This is a genomic window from Flavobacterium sp. PL002, assembly GCF_054165825.1.
Genome location: NZ_CM135110.1, coordinates 1058956 through 1079571 on the forward strand (window position 1 = coordinate 1058956; position 20616 = coordinate 1079571).

General features: G+C 35.8%; 16 protein-coding genes and 1 riboswitch. Of the genes, 1 reads left to right on the forward strand and 15 read right to left on the reverse strand.

Annotated features, from left to right (window positions below; translation table 11 throughout):
* Positions 1-59: 59 nt before the first annotated feature.
* From ACVEGE_RS04700 to ACVEGE_RS04720, 5 genes are all read right to left on the reverse strand, one after another.
* Positions 60-1142: a bifunctional 3-deoxy-7-phosphoheptulonate synthase/chorismate mutase type II gene (locus tag ACVEGE_RS04700; protein WP_192501162.1), complete on the reverse strand. Its 1083-nt coding sequence runs from the start codon at positions 1140-1142 to the stop codon at positions 60-62.
* A gap of 76 nt (positions 1143-1218) precedes the next feature.
* Positions 1219-2076 carry a prephenate dehydrogenase gene (locus ACVEGE_RS04705; RefSeq protein WP_192501161.1) on the reverse strand — a complete coding sequence of 286 codons (858 nt, stop codon included), beginning with the start codon at positions 2074-2076 and terminating at the stop codon, positions 1219-1221.
* 156 nt (positions 2077-2232) lie between these two features.
* Entirely contained in the window at positions 2233-3378 is a 1146-nt protein-coding gene (locus ACVEGE_RS04710) for a pyridoxal phosphate-dependent aminotransferase (RefSeq protein WP_192501160.1), read from the reverse strand.
* A 37-nt stretch (positions 3379-3415) separates the two neighbouring features.
* Positions 3416-4249 carry a prephenate dehydratase gene (locus ACVEGE_RS04715; protein WP_192501159.1) on the reverse strand — a complete coding sequence of 278 codons (834 nt, stop codon included), beginning with the start codon at positions 4247-4249 and terminating at the stop codon, positions 3416-3418.
* 329 nt (positions 4250-4578) lie between these two features.
* Complete coding sequence (locus tag ACVEGE_RS04720) at positions 4579-5820, reverse strand: dicarboxylate/amino acid:cation symporter (RefSeq protein WP_192501158.1); 1242 nt, start codon at positions 5818-5820, stop codon at positions 4579-4581.
* Positions 5821-5972: 152 nt separating this feature from the next.
* On the opposite strand from ACVEGE_RS04720, the gene gldA reads away from it, so the two are divergent.
* A complete protein-coding gene (gldA, locus tag ACVEGE_RS04725) occupies positions 5973-6869 on the forward strand; it encodes a gliding motility-associated ABC transporter ATP-binding subunit GldA (RefSeq protein ID WP_192501157.1) in 897 nt (298 codons plus the stop codon).
* A gap of 84 nt (positions 6870-6953) precedes the next feature.
* On the opposite strand, the gene ACVEGE_RS04730 is transcribed toward gldA, so the two are convergent.
* The 10 genes from ACVEGE_RS04730 to ACVEGE_RS04775 form a co-directional block, all read right to left on the reverse strand.
* Positions 6954-7736 carry a hypothetical protein gene (locus tag ACVEGE_RS04730; protein WP_192501156.1) on the reverse strand — a complete coding sequence of 261 codons (783 nt, stop codon included), beginning with the start codon at positions 7734-7736 and terminating at the stop codon, positions 6954-6956.
* Between the two features lie 88 nt (positions 7737-7824).
* The gene (metF, locus tag ACVEGE_RS04735) at positions 7825-8781 is read right to left on the reverse strand and encodes a methylenetetrahydrofolate reductase [NAD(P)H] (protein WP_192501155.1); all 957 of its coding nucleotides are present in this window, start codon (positions 8779-8781) and stop codon (positions 7825-7827) included.
* A 169-nt stretch (positions 8782-8950) separates the two neighbouring features.
* Complete coding sequence (locus ACVEGE_RS04740) at positions 8951-12463, reverse strand: vitamin B12 dependent-methionine synthase activation domain-containing protein (RefSeq protein ID WP_192501154.1); 3513 nt, start codon at positions 12461-12463, stop codon at positions 8951-8953.
* A 326-nt stretch (positions 12464-12789) separates the two neighbouring features.
* Complete coding sequence (locus ACVEGE_RS04745; RefSeq protein WP_173839290.1) at positions 12790-13569, reverse strand: hypothetical protein; 780 nt, start codon at positions 13567-13569, stop codon at positions 12790-12792.
* A 12-nt stretch (positions 13570-13581) separates the two neighbouring features.
* On the reverse strand, positions 13582-14247 hold the full coding sequence (locus tag ACVEGE_RS04750; RefSeq protein WP_173839289.1) for a hypothetical protein: 666 nt from the start codon (positions 14245-14247) through the stop codon (positions 13582-13584).
* A 4-nt stretch (positions 14248-14251) separates the two neighbouring features.
* Positions 14252-15253 (reverse strand): homocysteine S-methyltransferase family protein, encoded by a 1002-nt coding sequence (locus ACVEGE_RS04755; RefSeq protein WP_192501153.1) that lies wholly within the window; start codon positions 15251-15253, stop codon positions 14252-14254.
* Between the two features lie 248 nt (positions 15254-15501).
* A riboswitch (SAM riboswitch) is annotated at positions 15502-15622 on the reverse strand.
* 93 nt (positions 15623-15715) lie between these two features.
* Positions 15716-16768 (reverse strand): NAD(P)/FAD-dependent oxidoreductase, encoded by a 1053-nt coding sequence (locus tag ACVEGE_RS04760; RefSeq protein WP_192501152.1) that lies wholly within the window; start codon positions 16766-16768, stop codon positions 15716-15718.
* Between the two features lie 245 nt (positions 16769-17013).
* A complete protein-coding gene (locus ACVEGE_RS04765) occupies positions 17014-17598 on the reverse strand; it encodes a precorrin-2 dehydrogenase/sirohydrochlorin ferrochelatase family protein (protein ID WP_173853674.1) in 585 nt (194 codons plus the stop codon).
* Positions 17585-18379 carry a uroporphyrinogen-III C-methyltransferase gene (gene cobA, locus ACVEGE_RS04770; protein ID WP_173856164.1) on the reverse strand — a complete coding sequence of 265 codons (795 nt, stop codon included), beginning with the start codon at positions 18377-18379 and terminating at the stop codon, positions 17585-17587. The genes ACVEGE_RS04765 and cobA overlap by 14 nt, the downstream gene beginning before the upstream one ends.
* Positions 18372-20462, reverse strand: a complete 2091-nt coding sequence (locus tag ACVEGE_RS04775) for a HEPN domain-containing protein (RefSeq protein WP_192501151.1) — start codon at positions 20460-20462, stop codon at positions 18372-18374. The genes cobA and ACVEGE_RS04775 overlap by 8 nt, the downstream gene beginning before the upstream one ends.
* Positions 20463-20616: the final 154 nt, after the last annotated feature.

The window sequence follows — 20616 nt, forward strand, 5'->3', positions numbered from 1 at the left end:
AAAACTCCACAACTAAAAATAAGCTGTGGAGTTTTTTTTTTATAAAATACAGACTGCAATTATGCGTTAAGCACTTTGTCCTGATGTCCAATACTCTCTTGGTGAATTGCTTTAAACATTCTAAGAACAAATTCTTCCGAAAGTCCTTTTTTCTCTCCTTCAAGAATCATTTTTCCTAAAATTTCATTCCAACGCTTATTTTGCAACACAGCAACATTCGCTTCTTTCTTAACCTGACCTATTTCGTCAGCGATTTTCATTCTTTTTCCTAATAACTCTAATAAGTTAGCATCTAGAACATCAATATTAGCTCTTAATTTTGTCATTTTATTAGTAAATTCATCCGAAGCATCGTTTACTTTTCTAACTCTTAAATCTTTGAAAATTTGTTTTAAAGTATCTGGCGTCACTTGTTGCGCAGCATCACTCCATGCATTATCTGGATCAATATGCGTTTCAATGATCATACCATCATAATTTAAATCTAGTGCTTCTTGTGTTACTTCAAGAATCATTTCACGATTTCCTGTAATATGAGATGGGTCAATGATTAAAGGTAAATCAGGAAATTTATTTTGCAATTCAATAGCAATTTGCCATTCTGGAATATTTCTGTATTTTGTTTTTTCGTAAGTAGAAAAACCTCTATGAATAACTCCTAAGTTTTTAATTCCTGCATTATACAAACGCTCTACTCCACCTAACCATAAAGCCATATCTGGATTTACTGGGTTTTTAATTAAAACGATTTTATCAGTTCCTTTCAATGAATCAGCAATTTCTTGTACTGCAAATGGATTTGCTGTAGTACGAGCTCCAACCCATAAAACATCAATATCATGTTCTAAAGCTAATTTACAATGTGCAGCAGTCGCAACTTCTGTCCCCATCAACAAACCAGTTTCAGCCTTAGCTTTTTGCAACCACTTTAATCCTATTTCTCCAACACCTTCAAATCCTCCTGGACGAGTTCTTGGTTTCCATATACCTGCTCTAAATACACTAACGTCCGAATCTTTCAATTCATGTGCAATTTTCAATACTTGTTCTTCTGTTTCAGCACTACAAGGTCCCGCGATCACAAATGGGTGAGTTAAATTAAATTCATTCAACCAATTTCTCATTTCTTTCTTGTTTTCCATCTTTTCTAATTTTATTATTTTTATTATTTTTTATTATTTTTTTTGTGTTATTTTCTATTATTGTGTTTAAACTGACTTACCTTTTACTATTCATTCCGTTCAAAATTTCTTTTATTCTATTCACGCTTTCCATCTCTTCAAAAATAGCGTCGTAATCATCATTTATTAACAAGTCTTTAAACTGCGTTAAATTAGAAATATATTCTTCTAACGACTCTACTACTTCTAACTTATTTTGTCTAAAAATTGGTGTCCACATTGCTGGTGAGCTTTTGGCCAATCGTACTGTACTTTCAAAACCGGAACCTGCCATATCAAATATATCTTGCTCGTGTTTTTCTTTATTAATCACCGTTTTTCCAAGCATAAATGAACTAATATGCGACAAGTGAGAAACGTAAGCAATATGTTTGTCATGCGATTTGGGATCCATATACCTAATGCGCATTCCCATAGCTTTAAATAAATCCAATGCTTTTTCTTGCAACTTAAAAGCAGTACGCTCTACCTCACAAATGATATTTGTTTTCCCTTCATACAACCCCCTAACTGCTGCTAATGGCCCTGAAAACTCTGTTCCCGCAATGGGGTGCGTAGCTATAAAATTCCTCCTTTTTGGATGTTTCGCAATCGCTTCACAAATAGGACTCTTAGTTGAACCTACTTCAAAAACAATAGTGTTTTCTCCAATGTTGTCTAAAACTTGTGGCAAAATTACCAATGCAACATCTACTGGTACTGAAACAATTACAAAATCTGCTGTACCAATAGTCTCCAACTTCCCTTCAGCTTCTATAACAGCTAGCGCAATCGCCTCGTCAACATGCTTTTTATTGGTATCTATTCCATAAATAGTCGCCTCAGGATGCACCGCTTTAATATCCAGCGCCATAGAACCACCTATCAATCCTATTCCAATTATATATACGTTCATTTTATATTTTATTTGTAGCAAATCCTGCTATCCGCTGTATCTTTTTCTGGCAAAAAAAGCCAGAAAAAGGATGCCGCTTCTATCAGGGCTAGGTATTCCCTTTCTCAATAAATTTTAGTTATACCTACAATTACATTACTACCTATTATTAGAGTACTAAAATCTATCTATCGCTTCTTGCACTTTCGTTTCATCTACGCACAATGAAAACCGAATATACCCTTCTCCATTACTACCAAAAATAGTTCCCGGTGTAATAAATAAATGCTTCTCATATAGAATAGCATCGATAAATGCTTCTGCAGAAGCAACTCCAGCTGGTAATTTTGCCCAAACAAATAATCCAACGCCCTCTTTATATACTTTACAATTCAGCTTTTCAGCCAACTGCTCTGTTAGCACTCTTCTTCTTTTATAAATTGCATTTTGTTCTTCAAACCAAGATTTTCCACAATTTAACGCTGCAATTGCTCCTTTTTGAATTCCGTAGAACATACCGCTATCCATATTGCTTTTCACTTTCAAAATTGCATCAATAGCTTCCGCATTTCCTAAAACCATTCCTACTCGCCATCCTGCCATGTTGAATGTCTTACTCAAAGAATTTAGTTCTAATGCAACATCCTTTGCACCTGCAACTTGCAACAAACTCATTGGTTTATCATTCAAAACAAAACTATACGGATTGTCATTAATTAACAATATCTCATGTTTTTTGGCGAAAGCCACTAACTTTTCAAACAAAGCAATACTTCCTCTTGATCCCGTAGGCATGTGAGGATAGCCTATCCACATGATTTTTACTTTCGATAAATCTAATTTTTCTAGCGCTTCAAAATCGGGCTCCCAATTCGTTTCCTCTTTCAAATCATAATAAACAGGCACAGCTCCCACTAAATTTGTCACTGAAGTATAGGTTGGATATCCAGGATTCGGAATTAAAACATGATTACCTTCATTTAAGAACGCCAATGAAATATGCATGATTCCCTCTTTCGAACCCATCAAAGGCAATATTTCAGTCAATGGATTTATAACAGCCCCATAATTATTTTTATAAAAATCAGCCATACCTTGACGCAACTCAGGAAGTCCCTGATAATTTTGGTATTGATGTGCATTTTCATCAGTAACTGCTGACTGAATTGCTGCAATAACCTCTGGCGACGGACTCATATCAGGACTCCCAATTCCCATATTGATAATTGGTTTCCCTTCAGAAGCCAACTGTCTCACTTCTCTTAACTTAGAGGAGAAGTAGTACTCTTCTATAATATCTAAACGTTTTGCTAATTTAATCATGGTCTGTTTTATTACTTTGCTGCTAAATCTTTGTTGGTTATGATAAGGGTTTTGTGTTTTTATACTCTCCCAATACTTTGAAATATTCTGCCATAATTTCTAATAACGACTTTGTTTTAGCATAATCACTGTATTTCTCAAAAGTGACATCCACAAAAAAAGAATATTTCCAAGGCGTTTCAATTTTTGGTAATGACTGTATTTTGGTTAAATTCATTTTACAATCACTCAATACATTTAAAACTGCCGCTAGACTACCCCGTTTATGATCTAATTCAAATTTTAAAGAAGCCCTATTAATTGCTTCTTGCGGTACAAATGAATTTTCTTTTTTAAGAATTACAAAACGAGTCATGTTATCATTTATCGTTTGAATCTCTGGTGCCAAAATTTCTAAATCATACATTTTAGCAGCCGTTTTACTTGCAATTGCCGCTATCCCTTTTATATTATTCTGCTGGATTCTACGTGCCGTTTCTGCAGTATCCTTATCTTCTACTCGTTTAATATTTGGATACTTTTTTAAGAAATCCATACATTGCAACAAAGCCATTGGATGTGAGTGTACCTCGGTAATATCTTCAATTTTTTGACCAGCTAAAGCCATTAAATTTTGATGAATTCGCAAATAATGCTCTCCTATAATGTGTAAATTATTCTTATCAATAAGTGCGTAATTTGGAATAATAGGTCCCGCAATCGAATTTTCAATTGCCATTACCGCTTGATCGGTTTTTCCAGATAACAAACTGTCTACCAGCTCGTCAAAAGACAAACACTCATCAACCTGAACATCTTCTCCAAAATATTCTTGCGCCACTTGATGGTGAAAAGAACCTTTAATCCCTTGTATTGCGATTTTTATTTCCATTTATTCCAAAAAAAAATCCCGATTCGCATCGGGATTGTATATTTATAATTATAATTTAATTTTCTAATTAAATAACCATACGACAATCCCTATCCTCTTTCCAGAAGAAATAATAAGTATTGCTAAAATAAAATCGGTTGTTTAACATGATTCTTGTATTGATTACTTTGCGAATGTATAACTAATTTTTAGTGCGCCAAAAAAAAAACGTCATTTTAGCAAACTAAAAAAGAATTCTTTAAAAAATGCCTTTTAAATTACACATTAATTAAAAAAACAGCCTAAACTCTTTTTTAAAAACAGCGTAAATACTTCAACAAGAAGCCACTTTAAATTGGCATTGCATTAGAAAGCCATTTTTTACCCTCAGAAACCCTTGCAATCATCATCGCCGAGACAACGTCTCCATTTGCATTTAGCAAAGTAGCCATAGGATCTACTAACGTTCCCACAATCATTGCGGCGGGTAAAGCCTGCTCCATTGGAAAACCATAAATAGTAATTGCTAAAATTTCTCCAATATACCCTCCATTTGGAATACCACCTTCCACTACTGAAACGACAACAGTAATTCCTAGTGCCGTTAATAATGTCATAGGATCTGTAAAATCCTTGCCAAACATAGCAAAAATAACTGCTATCTTTACAATTGAGGAGACACTAGAGCCATCCTTATGCAACGGCGCCCCTAAAGGTATAGCTACATTTCTAATATAAGCTGGAACTTTCATTTTTTCTGCAGCTTCAAGATTAGCAGGAATCGTTGCAATACTACTGCATGTTCCTAATGCAGTTAATGCAGCTGTAATATTATTACCCCAAAAAACTTTTACGCCTAATTTACCTCCAGCTAAAAAAGCATATAAACTAAAAAATACGACAAAGTAAAAAGCACAAACGCCATAATACAGTCCAAGTGGTTTTGCATAAGCACCAAATAATTGCGGCCCGAAAATTCCAACTTGATACGCAAAATAAGCACCTAATCCTATTGGTGCTGTTTTCATAATGAGGTGTAACAACTGTTTCATCACTTCGTTACCCGAGTTTAAAAAACCCCTAAAGTTTTCTCCTTTTTCTCCTGAGCGCAAACTCGCAAAGCCAATTAAAAATGAAAACAGGATTAGTGCCAACATGCTTTTTCTTGAAAGTAGTTCATAAAAATCATTAGCAGTAAGCAGTTGCGTAATTTGAGAACCTCCACTGGCAGCTTGTATACTCTCTAAAGGCATTTTTGAAATAATAATATCTTGATGAATTGGAAAAATAAAAACAGCTACAATCATTAATATAGCCGAAACTAAAACGGTACTTAAAAAAACACCTATAACCACTACAAAGAGTTTACCTAATTTTTCAGATTTTTCTAAACTCGCTATAGAAGAGGCTATCGTAAAAAACACTAACGGAATTATAGCTGTAAAAAGTAAATTTAGAAATATATCTCCAAGTGGTTTTATGATTTCAACCTCTTTTCCAAAAACGAGACCTAATATACTTCCTGCGACAATACCGCATAACAACCATATAATTCCACTATAGGTTTTAAACAAACTTTTACTTTCCTCCATTTTATAATTATTTTTTATAAATATATTAATCTATTGCCCAAATAGCAATCAATTTGACAAGTAAAGAATCTTATTAGATTACTTTTTTATATTGTACAATAAAAACAGCAAATCATTGTTTTTCTTTTTACTTTTGCTACAAATAATTCATCATGTCAATAGCAGTAAATAACATCTCAAAAAGTTACGGTACACAAAAAGCACTAGATTCTATCTCTTTTTCTATTCAAAAAGGAGAAATTGTAGGTTTCCTAGGTCCTAATGGTGCTGGAAAATCAACTTTGATGAAAATATTAACAACCTATCTTGCTGCTGATAGTGGTACCGCTCTGGTTAACAATCAAGATGTAACAGTAAATCAAAAAGCGGTTCAGTTATCTATAGGGTATCTACCAGAACACAATCCGTTGTACTTGGATTTATACGTGAGGGAATATTTGGCTTTTAATGCCGATGTTTATAAAATTTCAAAATCTAGAATTGAAGAGGTGATCAAACTAACAGGTTTGACTACTGAAAGCCATAAAAAAATAAGTCAATTATCTAAAGGATACCGTCAACGTGTAGGCTTAGCAAACGCGTTATTACATAATCCAGATGTTTTAATATTAGACGAACCTACCACTGGTTTAGATCCCAATCAGCTAATCGAAATTAGAAATGTTATTAAAAATGTAGGGAAAGACAAAACCGTTTTCCTTTCTACACATATTATGCAGGAAGTAGAAGCAATTTGTGATCGCGTGATTATCATTAATAAAGGTAAAATTGTAGCCGATAAAAAACTAGATAATTTAATATCCGAAGAAGCGGAGCAAGTTATCGAAGTAGAGTTTGATTTTAAAATTGAAGAACAAGCAATTGCTAAAATCGAAAACCTTGTTAGTTCTAAAAACACCCATGATATGATTTGGGAATTAACTTTTAAAACTGACAAAGATATGCGTCCTGCCGTTTTTGATTTTGCTACAGCAAATGGTTTAAAAACACTTCAACTGAATCAAAAAAACAAGAATCTGGAAGCGATTTTTAGAGAAATCACAAAATAAAACATTTGCTTTTTAGCTAAATAAAAACACGCTCGTTAAAATTAATTTAACGAGCGTGTTTTTTTATATAAAGAAACTTAATATCTATGTTTTTGGCAATGGTGCTCCAACGGCAATATCACATCTATGCCCCTCTTTTCCATGTGCTGGATTCATTCCTGATGGAGTCGCAGCATCAGTAGTTCCAGTTGCCAACAATGAAGGCAAAGCAGGTTGTACATTTATTTGCTGTGATACTTGTCCTGAATTAGCGGCAGGTGCTTCAGGTACTTTTGAGTTTAAAGGTGCTCCAACAGCAATATCACATCGGTGATTTTTTTCTCCATGTGGCGGGTTCATTCCTTTAGCTGTCGTTGTTTTAGCAGCAGTACTTGCTTGATTTACCACATAATTAGGAGTTTGAACTGGCGCTGCAGCTTTTGAATTTAAAGGCGCTCCAACGGCAATATCGCATCGGTGATTTTTTTCTCCATGTGGCGGATTCATTCCGCTAGCAGTTACGGTATTACTTGGTGTGGCAGTAACTACTTGCTGGGTTTGTACATTTGTGTTTTGAGTAGGAGTAGTTCCATTTGGAGCTGAGTTTAAAGGTGCGCCAACGGCAATATCACATCGGTGATTGGGTTGCCCATGAGCAGGATTAATTCCGCTTAAAACTGTAGTAGTTGCAACCGAATTGCTTTCATGAAATAAGTTATGATCTCCTGATGTAGCTGTAGTCACCGGAGTAGTACTCGTTGTTAATGCAGTTTGCTGTGTAAAAGGAACTAATAATCTTGGATCCCTTTCGTTTTTTGCGGTTTCATCATTTTTACATGAAGTTGCAGTAATAGCAATTAGTAAAAAAGCACCATAAAAATATTTCATATTCAAATTGATTTATAAATAAATTGCAATATAAGATTTTATTACAACACTACCTAAATCCAACATACACACCATATAAAAAATATCCTTAAAAAAGTTTACTCGCGATTTGTCTAATATTCTCCGATTTTCCCATAGAGTAATAATGCAACACAGGAACACCCGCCGCTTTCAACTCTAATGACTGTTGAATTGCCCATTCGATTCCAACTTGTTTCACATCGGCATTTGTCTTGCATTTATCTACAGCATCAATTAAATCTTCTGGCAAATCTATCCTGAAAATTTGTGGTAAAACATGCAAATGCCTTTGTACGGCCAATGGTTTTATACCCGGAATAATAGGCACCATAATCCCCATTTCTCTTGCCTTGGCTACAAATTCGAAATATTTAGCATTGTCAAAAAACATTTGAGTAACAACATAATCTGCACCACCATCTACTTTTTCTTTCAATCTTTTTAAATCCGAAAGCAACGAAGGAGACTCTAAATGCTTCTCTGGATAACCTGCCACACCTATACAAAAATCAGCTTTATTGTCTACATGCATTACATCATGCAAATATTGCCCTTCATTTAGCAATTTTATTTGCTGCACTAAGTCAACAGCATAATTGTTCCCACCTGGTTTTGGTACAAAAGATTGTTCATCTTTCATCGCATCACCACGCAAAGCCATAACATTATTGATTCCTAAATAATGACAATCTACTAATAAATACTCTGTTTCCTCCTTTGTAAAACCACCACACAATACATGGGGAACGGTGTCTACATTGTATTTGTGCTTAATCGAAGCACAAATACCCAAAGTACCAGGTCGCATTCTTGTTAGTTTTTTATCTAATAATCCGTTGCCTTTATCCACATAAATAAATTCCTCACGAGAAGTAGTTACATCAATAAATGGTGGTTTAAACTCCATTAACGGATCAATATTATCGTACAGTTCCTGAATCCCTTTTCCTTTTTGAGGCGGTATAATTTCAAATGAGAATAATGTTTTCCCTTTTGATTCATCTATATGTTGTGTTACTTTCATAGCCCCCTAACCCCCGAAGGGGGAATTACAATCGAGCTTAAAAAAAAAGACTCGACTTGGTTAATAATTATATATTTTTTCATTCTCTTATGTGTATTAATTAATCATGACTTCCTACCCCGCTTTTTATTTACAAAGATTTGAGTTCCCCCTTCGGGGGCTAGGGGGATTAGTCTGCTATATTCGGGTTCAACCATTTAGTAGCCATATCTGTAGAGATACTTCTTCGCTTAGCATAATCGATTACTTGGTCTTCTTTTATTTTCCCAAGTCCGAAATACTTGCTTTCAGGATTCCCAAAATAATATCCCGAAACAGATGATGCTGGCCACATTGCCATACTCTCTGTCAAGGTAACTCCTATTTCTTTTTCTACATTCAGCAATTTCCAGATTGTAGGTTTCTCTAAATGGTCTGGACAAGCAGGATATCCTGGTGCAGGTCGAATTCCTTTATAGGTTTCTGCAATCATATCTTCGGTGCTCAATGCTTCATCAGCCGAGTAACCCCAAACTTCTTTACGTACTTTTTCGTGTAAATATTCGGCGAAGGCTTCTGCAAAACGATCGGCCAATGCTTTTACCATAATCGAATTATAATCATCTAAATCTTTTTCGAATTCAGCTGCCCATTCATCAACTCCAAAACCGGTAGTCACACAAAAAGCACCCATATAATCTATTTTACCCGAATCTTTTGGCGCGATGAAATCTGCCAAAGCAATGTTTGGAGCTCCTTTTGTTTTTTGTGATTGTTGGCGTAATGTTAGAAAGAGCCCCCTAACCCCCGAAGGGGGAACTTCCAAGTTTGTATTTAATTCTTTTCTGATACTTTCAATAGTGTTATTAATATCACTTAAAACTTGTCTATTGGTATATCTTACAACCTTAAAACCTTTTGATTCCAACCAATCAGTTCGATATTCGTCATGTTCTTTCTGTTCGGCAGTATCATGAATACCACCATCAACTTCAATAACCAGCCTTCGTTCTAAACACACAAAATCCACTATATACTCCCCAATTACATGCTGCCTTCTGAATTTTAAGTTCTCAATTCCTTTATTCGATAACACATTCCAAAGCATTTTTTCAGCTTCCGTTGGTTTATTTCTCATTTCCTTGGCTCGCTCTTTTAAGACGTCGTATAAAGCGGGACTTGCTGTTTCCCAAGTTTGCTTTTCCTCAATCTGAATAGCTCCCCCTTCGGGGGCGGGGGGGGCTTGGTATAATTCAATATCATCATCATTGATTTGATTCGCAGGAAAGATTCCGTAGATTCCTTTGGCTGTCAATTTCTTTTCTTTCAAAATTACAGCCAACATTTCTTGTGCATCCGCAAAAACCGAAGTTGCTTGCTCCCCCACTACTTCATCCGTTAAAATCGCTGGATATTTTCCAAACAATTCCCATGTTCGAAAAAAAGGCGTCCAGTCAATATAAGGAACCAATACGTCCAATTCTACTTCGATAACTTGTTCGCCAATAATATTTGGTTTCACAGGCGTAAAATTATCCCAATCTAATTGTAATTTATTTTTTCGAGCTTGCTCAATTGTTAAGAAATTCTTGTCACGAGAACGGTTTAAAAACGTTTCTCTAAACGCATCGTATTCTGCTCTTATATCACTTGCATATATTTTTTTATCCTTGTTCAATAAGCTTCCAGCTACAGTTACCGCTCTCGAAGCATCGTTAACATGAATGACTGTTTCTCTATATTGAGGTGCAATTTTCACGGCGGTATGTGCACGCGAAGTCGTCGCTCCACCTATCATCACTGGAATTTTCATTCCGCGTTTGTCTAATTCTTTGGCTAGATATACCATCTCGTCAAGCGAAGGTGTAATCAAACCACTCAGTCCAATAATATCCACTTCGTGTTCGATCGCTGCAGCAATAATTTTTTCAGGAGGCACCATAACGCCAAGATCCACAATCTCATAATTATTACAAGCCAACACCACCGAAACAATATTTTTACCAATATCATGGACATCTCCTTTTACGGTTGCCATTAATATTTTTCCCGCCCCCCTTGCCCCCGGAGGGGGAGCCGTTAGAGCTGAATGTATTTTACTTAAAACCTTTTCCATATCAAACAGAACTTCCTCATTTGAAAAACGTATCACTTGATACCCTTCAGAATTCAACCAAGCTGTCCTTTGAGCATCACTTACTTGATTTTCTGGCAACTGATGGATTAATCCATCAACTTCAACAATTACATTTTCTTTCAAACATATAAAATCAGCTATATAATCCCCAATAATATGCTGTCTTCGAAATTTATAATTTTCCAATTGTTTACCACTCAATTCCTGCCATAACCTTTTTTCAGCATCAGTTGGTTGATTACGCATTTTTTTAGCATGCTCTTTTAACAAGCCATAATTAGCTCTATTGGCAGTTTCCCAATGCTTTGCGTCCTTAACTCCCCCTTTGGGGGCTGGGGGGCGTTTACTCGCTTCGATGTACGGCAATAAATACGCCACCGCTTTTTTCATTACACGCGCCGATTTTACCACTTGCGGCAAAAACATTTTACCCGAACCAAATAAATCTCCCACCACGTTCATTCCCGTCATCAAGTTGATTTCGATTACTTCAATAGGTTTTGTGGCAGCCTGTCGCGCTTCTTCAACGTCTAGTTCTATAAAAGCATCTACTCCTTTTACCAGCGAGTGCGTGATTCTTTCTTGAACCGTTCCTGAGCGCCATTCTTGAATTGCCTTTTCATTGCTCTTTACATCGCCTTTTACATTCTCAGCAAAGTCTAATAAGCGCTCCGTAGCGTCATCGCGTCTATTCAGGATCACGTCTTCAACATGCTCTAATAAATCTTTTGGAATATCATCATAAATCGTCAACATCTCTGGGTTTACAATCCCCATTGTCATTCCGTTTTTGATCGCGTGATACAAGAAAACCGAGTGCATCGCTTCCCTAACCGTATCATTACCTCTAAATGAAAACGACACATTACTCACCCCACCGCTTATGTGTGCGTGCGGTAAATTTTCGCGAACCCATTTGGTTCCTCTAAAGAAATCCAAAGCGTTTAATCGGTGCTCTTCCATTCCTGTGGCAACCGGAAATATATTCAAATCAAAAATTATATCCTGAGGTGGAAACCCTACTTTATCAACCAAAATATCATACGAACGTTGACATATTTCTACTCTACGATCGTAATTATCAGCCTGACCTGTTTCGTCAAAAGCCATGATAATCGCCGCAGCACCGTAACGCTTAATCAATTTAGCATGATGAATAAATTGTTCTTCTCCTTCTTTTAACGAAATCGAATTCACCACACTTTTTCCTTGTACGACTTTTAATCCGGCCTCAATAATATCCCATTTCGAGCTATCGATCATGATAGGCACACGCGAAATATCCGGTTCGGCAGCAATTAAATTCAAGAATTTGGTCATGGCATATTCGCCATCCAGCATTCCCTCATCCATATTAATATCGATGATTTGCGCGCCACCTTCCACTTGCTCCTTTGCAATACTTAGTGCTTCTTCGTATTTTTCTTCCTTAATTAACCGAAGGAATTTTCTAGAACCCGTCACATTGGTACGTTCCCCAATATTCACAAATACGCTATCTGGCGTAATGATTAAAGGCTCTAATCCCGCTAATACAAGGTTTCTTCTAGTTTCTTGTTCTGCCATTTTTTCTTAAATTCCTGAGTTCCTATCCCAATAGCTATCGGGAGCTAGTCTCTAAGTTTATATTTTGTGCTTTTTTTAGAAAGCTATTTTTTCATTATTATTTGGGCGTGACCCAAAAGGGTCGGGCTATTCGTTCCCGCTCTTTTTCTTGAATTACCTCGGATTTCAACCCGTGGTAATTCAAGAAAAAGGAGCTCCACTACTATCCCTCACGCAATTTTGTGCATTCTATTTCGTTCCCAGGAACGAAGTAATCACGCATCGTATTCACAAAAAAAATCTTTACGGACACCTTAGTTGCGCTCTCGTTAGCTGAACCCAGTATTTTACCAGTATTTATACCATTCGTTTTTATCTCCTTCAGCATAAATATCTTCCATCATTTTATTATCTATCTTATACTTTATACAAATAACTTTTTCATACTTTTTAGTCAATTCATCTAATTTGTTAGCAAAATTTTCAGTGTCAAAATTTTCAGTATAAGGATAAATTTTATCTAACTTTTCTCTTGCTCTAGTCTCAGTTTCTGCTAATTCTGAATATATCTTCTTCCTTAAATCAAAACTTAAACCTGAAATAGCAACTTTTTCTAATTCATTATTTAAATGTTCTTCAAAATTGTCGGCAATTTGAAAATTTGCAACATAGGATGTTTTATCATTACTTAAAGCGATTTCTTTAGTTACTTCACCATTTGATGGTGCAAAAGTTGCCATAGCAACATCATAAGAACCATCTATATATTTTTTATCACTATACAGCCAAACTGTAATATCATCTATATCTTTATCATTTCGAACAATATCCTCAATTAATTTAGTCAGTAAGGGAGGTAATTGCTCTCTTCTTACTGCTTTAGAAACCAAATATTTGTACGTAAATCTTTTATTTAAAGGAGCATTAGCATCCATAGATGTTTTAATACTTATGTCGGATTTTTTTAATAACGAATATTCAGGCAAATCAACTTTAATAATTTCTTGTTCTTCATTTCCGACTACTACTTGTGGAGGAGCTACTACTTCTGTTTTTTCTTTACCACAGGAAAGCAAACATAAAATCATCAAATAACTTGATACTAGAAACCTTTTTTTTATTCCCATGAGTTTTAAATTCTAAATTAAAATCAAATTTTGTTTATCATTTGGTCTTGTAACTTTTTCTATTTTCACAATAAATCCATGAGATAAGTCAGTATAATACACCAAAGAGATCGGAAACGAATATTCTCCCTTAAAAAAATCATAAATACTGTCAATCCATTCGTCATCTATTTTAGCAACAGGAATTAAGACTTCAATAATATAGTGAAACCCTGAATTAACTAATATCTGTCTGAATGATTTATGGTGCTTTTTCTTTAAATAATCAGCTACTTGTAACAGTGATTCTGATCCAAATAATAAATAATGATAATTCTCAAACAAATCATCTTTTACTAAGCCAAAATTTATTTCATTCTTAGTATAAAACTTATTATCATATAGCCTCTCATTAGAAAACCATTCTTTTATATCCTTCTCAATCTCTTTCGATTTTGATTCAGATTCATTTACTATGAACCGATGTATAGCTTTACTCTCCAACAATTCTTTAGAAGCTATTTTAAGTCCTTTTTTTTGAATACAAATTAATTCTTCATTACTTAAGTTAGTTGCGTGAAATGCTACTATGTATTTAAACTTTAATTTAAATGCAGTTCTAAAAGCTACTATACTCTCAAAACTATACACAAACCTCTCACTATCTATACTTACAATATCGAATTTTTCTTCTTTCATAACTTTACATAACCGCTACCGAAACTCTTGGTTTATAATCCTTAGCGATATCTGCAATTAGCCTGATGTGTTCTGGGGTTGTACCGCAACATCCACCTATGATGTTTACTAAATTATCGTCAAGGTATGTTTTTATCTGGGCTTGCATTTCTGCGGGGGTTTCGTCGTATTCTCCAAAAGCGTTTGGCAATCCTGCATTAGGATGCGCTGATACATTGAAGGCGGTGTTTTGGGACAAAGTCTGTAAATATGGTTTCAGTAAATCGGCACCAAGAGCACAATTGAATCCTACACTCAGTAATGGAATATGCGATACCGAAACTAAAAAGGCTTCGACCGTTTGTCCAGAAAGTGTTCTTCCTGAGGCATCGGTAATTGTTCCTGAAACCATGATTGGAATATCGATATTGCGATCGTCTTTTACTTCTTCGATGGCAAAAAGTGCTGCTTTGGCATTTAGTGTATCAAAAATAGTTTCTACTAATAAAATATCGCTTCCGCCATCAATTAACGCTTCTACTTGTTGCTTGTAAGCAATTCGCAAATCATCAAAAGTTACCGCTCTATATCCTGGATCGTTTACATCTGGTGACATGCTCGCGGTACGGTTTGTTGGCCCTATGGATCCGGCGACAAAACGCGGTTTGTCTGGATTTTTAGCGGTAAATTCATCGGCTACTTCGCGGGCTAGTTTAGCCGATTCGTAGTTAAGCTCATATACAAAATCTTCCAAATGATAATCGGCCATACCGATGGTGGTTCCTGAGAAGGTATTGGTTTCAACGATATCAGCTCCGGCTTCAAAATACGCAGCGTGTACCGCTTTTATAGCTTGTGGCTGTGTGAGTGATAGTAAATCGTTGTTCCCTTTGAGAGAATGTGGAAAATCTTTGAAACGGGCTCCTCTAAAATCTTCTTCGGAAAAATTATAGCGTTGCAACATAGTTCCCATGGCTCCATCGAGGATGAGTATGTTTTTTTTAATGGCTTCGTGAATGTTAGACATAACTTTTTATTTCTTGAAAATCACAATCGGAATCGGGATTTTTACTTTTGATTATTAATTACAAAAGTTCACTATTGTTTCTCTTTAGCCCTGATGGTAGCGGCATCCTTTTTAATTTTTCTTTAAAAATAAAAAGATATAGCGTACAGCAGGAAGGGTGATGGTAAAAAAGCACCAATCATTCGCTCTAAAAAAATAATATAAAAGTTGTCAAGAAAAGGTTTGAGAAATACGTGAGACGTATTCTTGTGTTATCTATCTTAGATACTGAAGTAAGTTCAGCATAAAGTAGAATGTAGCACCTTCTTTATAAGATAAAGGGTTGCTAAGGTTTCATCGGGTCTTTCCCTCCGCCTTTCGTGATAACGATCAATAAATATAGGAACACTGCAAAGAAAAGACATAGCGCTATTACTTGCAAGTATTAGCGCTATATTTTTTAACTTGTATTTATGTTTTTTGTTAAACTATTGCTTTAACAACAGCTTTTGGTGCTTCTTTACGAGTTCCGTCAAATCCGTCCACTCCTGAAACTGTAGTATATTTCAATACATAACGTTTTCCGGGATTGATAATTTGGTAGGCCGCTTGACACATTAATGTTGCTTCATGGAAACCACAAAGAATTAACTTCAATTTTCCTGGGTAGGTATTTACATCACCAATGGCAAAAATACCTGGAATATTCGTTTGGTAATCTAAAGCATTATTTACTTTGATAGCATTTTTTTCTATTTCTAATCCCCAGTTTCCTATAGGACCTAATTTTGGCGTAAGACCAAAAAGCGGAATAAAGAAATCGGTATCAATAGTACGATTGGCTCCATTTTCCTCGATTACAATCGACTCGATGTGTTCTGTTCCGTTTAACCCTACTACCTCAGCTGGTGTAATCATGCGAATTTTTCCAGCATCTTTTAATTCTTGTACTTTTTCGACAGAATCTAAAGCTCCACGGAATTCATTACGACGGTGAATCAAAGTCACTTCTGAAGCGACATCTGTCAAGAAAATACTCCAGTCTAATGCTGAATCTCCTCCACCGGCAATAACCACTCTTTTATCTCTGAACTCTTCTGGATCTTTGATAAAATATTTGATTCCTTTATTTTCGTAGAAATTGATTCCGTCGATTAATGGTTTTCTAGGTTCAAAACTTCCTAAACCTCCGGCAATAGCAATTACCTTAGCGTGGAACTGAGTTCCTTCGTTTGAAGTAACAATAAAACTTCCATCTTCTTGTTTATCGATAGTTTCAGCGCGTTCTCCAAGTGTAAAACCTGGTTCGAATTGCTTGATTTGTTCCATCAAGTTATCTACTAAATCTCCTGCTAAGACATCAGGAAAACCTGGGATATCATAAATAGGTTTTTTAGGGTATAACTCTGATAACTGCCCTCCTGCTTGTGGTAAAGCATCTAAAATATGGCATTTTAATTTTAATAATCCTGCTTCAAAAACTGCAAAAAGACCAGTTGGTCCGGCTCCTATTATTAGGATATCTGTTTCAATCATGTTCGTATTAATTTTTCCTCCCCCCATCCCCCTCCAACCCCGATAGCTATCGGGAGGGGTGACTGGGTGGAGTTTCTTTTGTTATACTAGTTCTTACTTATTATTATTTTGCAAAGGAACGATTGAATATCTCTCATTCAAATGATAAATATCATCCGAACACTTTACTCTTAATTCTTAAATCTTTCCTCTAACCTCAATTCTCTTTATTCTTGGCTCTTGCCTATTGACTCTTGCCTCTAACTTCAATTCTCTTTATTCTTCAAACTTTCGGTGATCTCGTTCATCTTCTGAACTTTCTCTTCAAAATCTCCTTTTAGCGTTTTGCGAAATTCATTCAAGTTTTCGACCATTGTATTAATGTCCTCTGGAATTACTTCTTCAAAAAACTCTCTTAATCTTTTGGCTGTTGTTGGTGATTTTCCATTGGTCGAAATGGCAATTTTTACATTTCCTTTAGTTACAATTCCGCCTAAATAATAATCACATAAAGGTGGCGTATCGGCAATATTGCAAATCAAATACCGCTCTCGAGATAAATCATATATCTTTTTATTTACTTCAAGATTATCCGTACAAGCAATAACCATATGCCTTTTCTTGAGCATCTTTTTCTTGAATTTCTTCATGGTTAATTTTACCGAATTATGCTTGTTGACCAGCTCAACTAACTCTGGTAAAAAACGCGGAGCAACTACCTCAACATTAGCATTAGGACTGGATTTTAGTAAAAAAGATAGTTTCTCTAAACCTACATTTCCGCCTCCAACAATCAATACATTAAGATTGTTGAGTTTTAGAAATACGGGATATAATTCATTCCTTTCCATATAATACTTGTTTGTTGCTAATGGATTTTAATTCTTTATAAAACCCAGTGCTTTTCTTGCTATCTCCTACCACTTCTCCAATTACAATAATCGCGGGAGAACTTAGATTCTTGTCAGCAACTACTTGCTGAATCGAATTTATTGTTCCTATTCCAATTTTCTCTTCTGGAGTGGTTCCGTTTTGAATAATCGCAACTGGTATTTCCCCTTTAGATTCTTTTTGGAAAATTGCCACAATTTCATGCAATTTACTCATTCCCATCAAAACAACAACAGTTGCTGATGATTGAGCCGCCAAAGCCACATCTGTTGATAATTTTCGCGCCGAAGTTGTCCCTGTTATTACCCAAAAACTCTCCGAAACGCCTCTTTTTGTCAAGGAAATTCCTTGCGAAGCAGGTACGGCAATCGAGGAAGAAATTCCAGGAACAACAAATGTAGGAATTCCAAAGCTTTCTACATAGTCAATTTCTTCACTTCCTCGTCCAAAAATAAAAGGATCACCACCTTTAAGACGAACGACATGACCATAAGTCAAGGCATTATCTACAATTAGTTGGTTGATTTGATCTTGCGTGTACGCGTGGCATCCTTTTCTTTTCCCAACAAATATTTTCAACGCTTTCTTTGGAGCGTAACTTAATAACTCGTCATTTGCCAAAGCATCATATAAAACCACATCGGCTTCAGCAAGTGCTTTTGCTCCTTTTATAGTAAGCAAATCTGGATCTCCTGGACCAGCTCCTACTAAAGTTACAATAGGTTTTACAATTTTATGCATTTGCTAAATCTTTTGTTCTGTAGGTTTCTATATTTTGAAAAAAAGCAATTGCTTCTTGTATGTATTTTTTGGCGAAAGCCTCAGAAGGTTCGTTTTGATTAATTTGGTATACTAAATCTTTGAAGTTTGTATCTAAAGTGATTTTGTTACTTTCTACAAAAACAGTGTCAAACAAATTAATGATTCCTGCATGGTGGTTTGTTTTTTGGTTTTCAGCCAATAACAATGCTTTAGCACCGTTAACAAAACCAGCATAAGCCAAGTAAATAGCATCAGCCCAATTTTTATCTTCGAAAGCCTCTTGAGCAAACGTCAATTTATCTTTTGCTTCCAAAATTAAAGTGGCAACCAAGTCAATTACAACTCCCGCACATTCTCCTACTCCAACTGCTTTTACATAATTATCTGCATTTCCCCAATCGATAAAATCTTCGTCAGTAAGATTAGTCACATCTGCCAAGGGTTTTAAGAATTCGTAAAAATACTTTTCTCCCTGCGCATCGTAGTAATCTAAGAAAGATTTTCCGTTAGCATTCGCTTCAAAATCGTTTAAAATAAATCGCAATGCATCTGGTCCTCTACGACTTGGAATTTTAATTACTTTATCAGAAAAACGTCCTTTTCCATCTCCTAAAATTCCACCACCAAGCAATACTTGTAAAGCTGGCGCTACTAATTTACCAGAGTTGATCGACATTCCTTGAAAACCTATTGACGACATGTTATGTTGCCCACAAGCATTCATACAACCGCTGATTTTAATTGTAATTTCGCGATTCTCTTTGTATTGCGGAAACTCTAATTTCAATACGCGTTCTAGCTCTTCGGCAATTCCAGTACTACTTGCAATCCCAAGGTTACAAGTATCTGTTCCTGGACAAGCGGTAATATCATTAATTGTATCGTAACCTAAAGTAACAAAATCTAGTTTGGCTAATTCTTGGTAGAAGAATGGTAAATTCTCTTCTTTTATATTTCTAAGAACAATGTTTTGTTTTAGTGAAAAACGCAATTCATTAGCTCCGTAATTTTTAATTAATTCAGCTAAAGCTCTTGCTTTGTCTGTATAAAAATCTCCTAACAGCACTTTGATTCCAATCGCAACATAACCTGCTTGTTTTTGAGCAATCACGTTCGATTTTTTCCAAGCTTCGTAAGCAGCTGCATCATCAATGGTTACTGCAGGTACTTCTAATAAAGGAGCTGGAATTGCACCATCAAAAGCGGTAGTGTCTATTTCGTATGACTGGTAGGATAATGCTTTTTTCTCTTCCTCTACCAAACGTAAAAACTCTTCTTTACCAATGTCTTTGATTAAGAATTTCATACGTGCTTTTAAACGCTTGGCTCTTTCACCATGACGGTCAAAAACTCTTAAAACTCCTTCGGTAGTTGGGATGATTTGGTTTACCGGAATAAATTCGGATAACAATTCGGCGTGATGTGGTTGCGATCCTAATCCTCCTCCTAACATCACTTTAAAACCACGTTCCCCATTTACAATCTTTGGAATAAATCCTAAATCATGTAAATAACTCAAGGCAGTATCTTTATCTGAAGAAGAGAATGATATTTTGAATTTACGTCCCATCTCTTGACAAATAGGATTTCTCAAGAAAAATTGAAACATGGCGTGCGCATAAGGCGAAACATCGAAAGGTTCGTCTACATCAACACCCGCTAATTCACTTGCTGTGATATTACGTACGGTGTTCCCGCAGGCTTCACGCAATGTGATATCGTCTTTGGCTAAATTTGCCCAAAGCTCTGGAGTTCTATCTAAACTCACATAATGAATTTGGATATCCTGACGCGTTGTGATATGCAAACGCCCTGTTGAGTACTCATCAGAAACTTTAGTAATACGCTGCAATTGTTCGCTTGTCACCTTACCAAAAGGCAATTTGATACGAATCATTTGCACGCCTTCTTGACGCTGCCCGTAAACTCCACGCGCTAAACGCAGACTACGAAAACGCTCATCATCAATTTTACCATCTTTGAATAATGCTATTTTTCTTTCTAAATCGATGATCTCTTTTTGAACAATCGGATTTTCTATTTCGGTTCTAAAACTTTTCATACCTATTTTTACTATTATCCTCCCCCCGGCCCCCTCCAAAGGAGGGGGAGCCATTGAGGAGCTTTATTATGTTATATTCTGTTTCTGAATTTTCAATTCATCTTCAGTATTCAATTTCAAAAAGACAAAGTCCGTAGAGGAGCTTGAATCTTGT

Excerpts from the sequence above, each read along its gene's own strand:
- ACVEGE_RS04700 (WP_192501162.1), bottom strand. The coding sequence starts at position 1,142 with ATGGAAAACAAGAAAGAAATGAGAAATTGGTTGAATGAATTTAATTTA.
- ACVEGE_RS04705 (WP_192501161.1), bottom strand. The coding sequence starts at position 2,076 with ATGAACGTATATATAATTGGAATAGGATTGATAGGTGGTTCTATGGCG.
- ACVEGE_RS04710 (WP_192501160.1), bottom strand. The coding sequence starts at position 3,378 with ATGATTAAATTAGCAAAACGTTTAGATATTATAGAAGAGTACTACTTC.
- ACVEGE_RS04715 (WP_192501159.1), bottom strand. The coding sequence starts at position 4,249 with ATGGAAATAAAAATCGCAATACAAGGGATTAAAGGTTCTTTTCACCAT.
- ACVEGE_RS04720 (WP_192501158.1), bottom strand. The coding sequence starts at position 5,820 with ATGGAGGAAAGTAAAAGTTTGTTTAAAACCTATAGTGGAATTATATGG.
- gldA (WP_192501157.1), top strand. The coding sequence starts at position 5,973 with ATGTCAATAGCAGTAAATAACATCTCAAAAAGTTACGGTACACAAAAA.
- ACVEGE_RS04730 (WP_192501156.1), bottom strand. The coding sequence starts at position 7,736 with ATGAAATATTTTTATGGTGCTTTTTTACTAATTGCTATTACTGCAACT.
- metF (WP_192501155.1), bottom strand. The coding sequence starts at position 8,781 with ATGAAAGTAACACAACATATAGATGAATCAAAAGGGAAAACATTATTC.
- ACVEGE_RS04740 (WP_192501154.1), bottom strand. The coding sequence starts at position 12,463 with ATGGCAGAACAAGAAACTAGAAGAAACCTTGTATTAGCGGGATTAGAG.
- ACVEGE_RS04745 (WP_173839290.1), bottom strand. The coding sequence starts at position 13,569 with ATGGGAATAAAAAAAAGGTTTCTAGTATCAAGTTATTTGATGATTTTA.
- ACVEGE_RS04750 (WP_173839289.1), bottom strand. The coding sequence starts at position 14,247 with ATGAAAGAAGAAAAATTCGATATTGTAAGTATAGATAGTGAGAGGTTT.
- ACVEGE_RS04755 (WP_192501153.1), bottom strand. The coding sequence starts at position 15,253 with ATGTCTAACATTCACGAAGCCATTAAAAAAAACATACTCATCCTCGAT.
- ACVEGE_RS04760 (WP_192501152.1), bottom strand. The coding sequence starts at position 16,768 with ATGATTGAAACAGATATCCTAATAATAGGAGCCGGACCAACTGGTCTT.
- ACVEGE_RS04765 (WP_173853674.1), bottom strand. The coding sequence starts at position 17,598 with ATGGAAAGGAATGAATTATATCCCGTATTTCTAAAACTCAACAATCTT.
- cobA (WP_173856164.1), bottom strand. The coding sequence starts at position 18,379 with ATGCATAAAATTGTAAAACCTATTGTAACTTTAGTAGGAGCTGGTCCA.
- ACVEGE_RS04775 (WP_192501151.1), bottom strand. The coding sequence starts at position 20,462 with ATGAAAAGTTTTAGAACCGAAATAGAAAATCCGATTGTTCAAAAAGAG.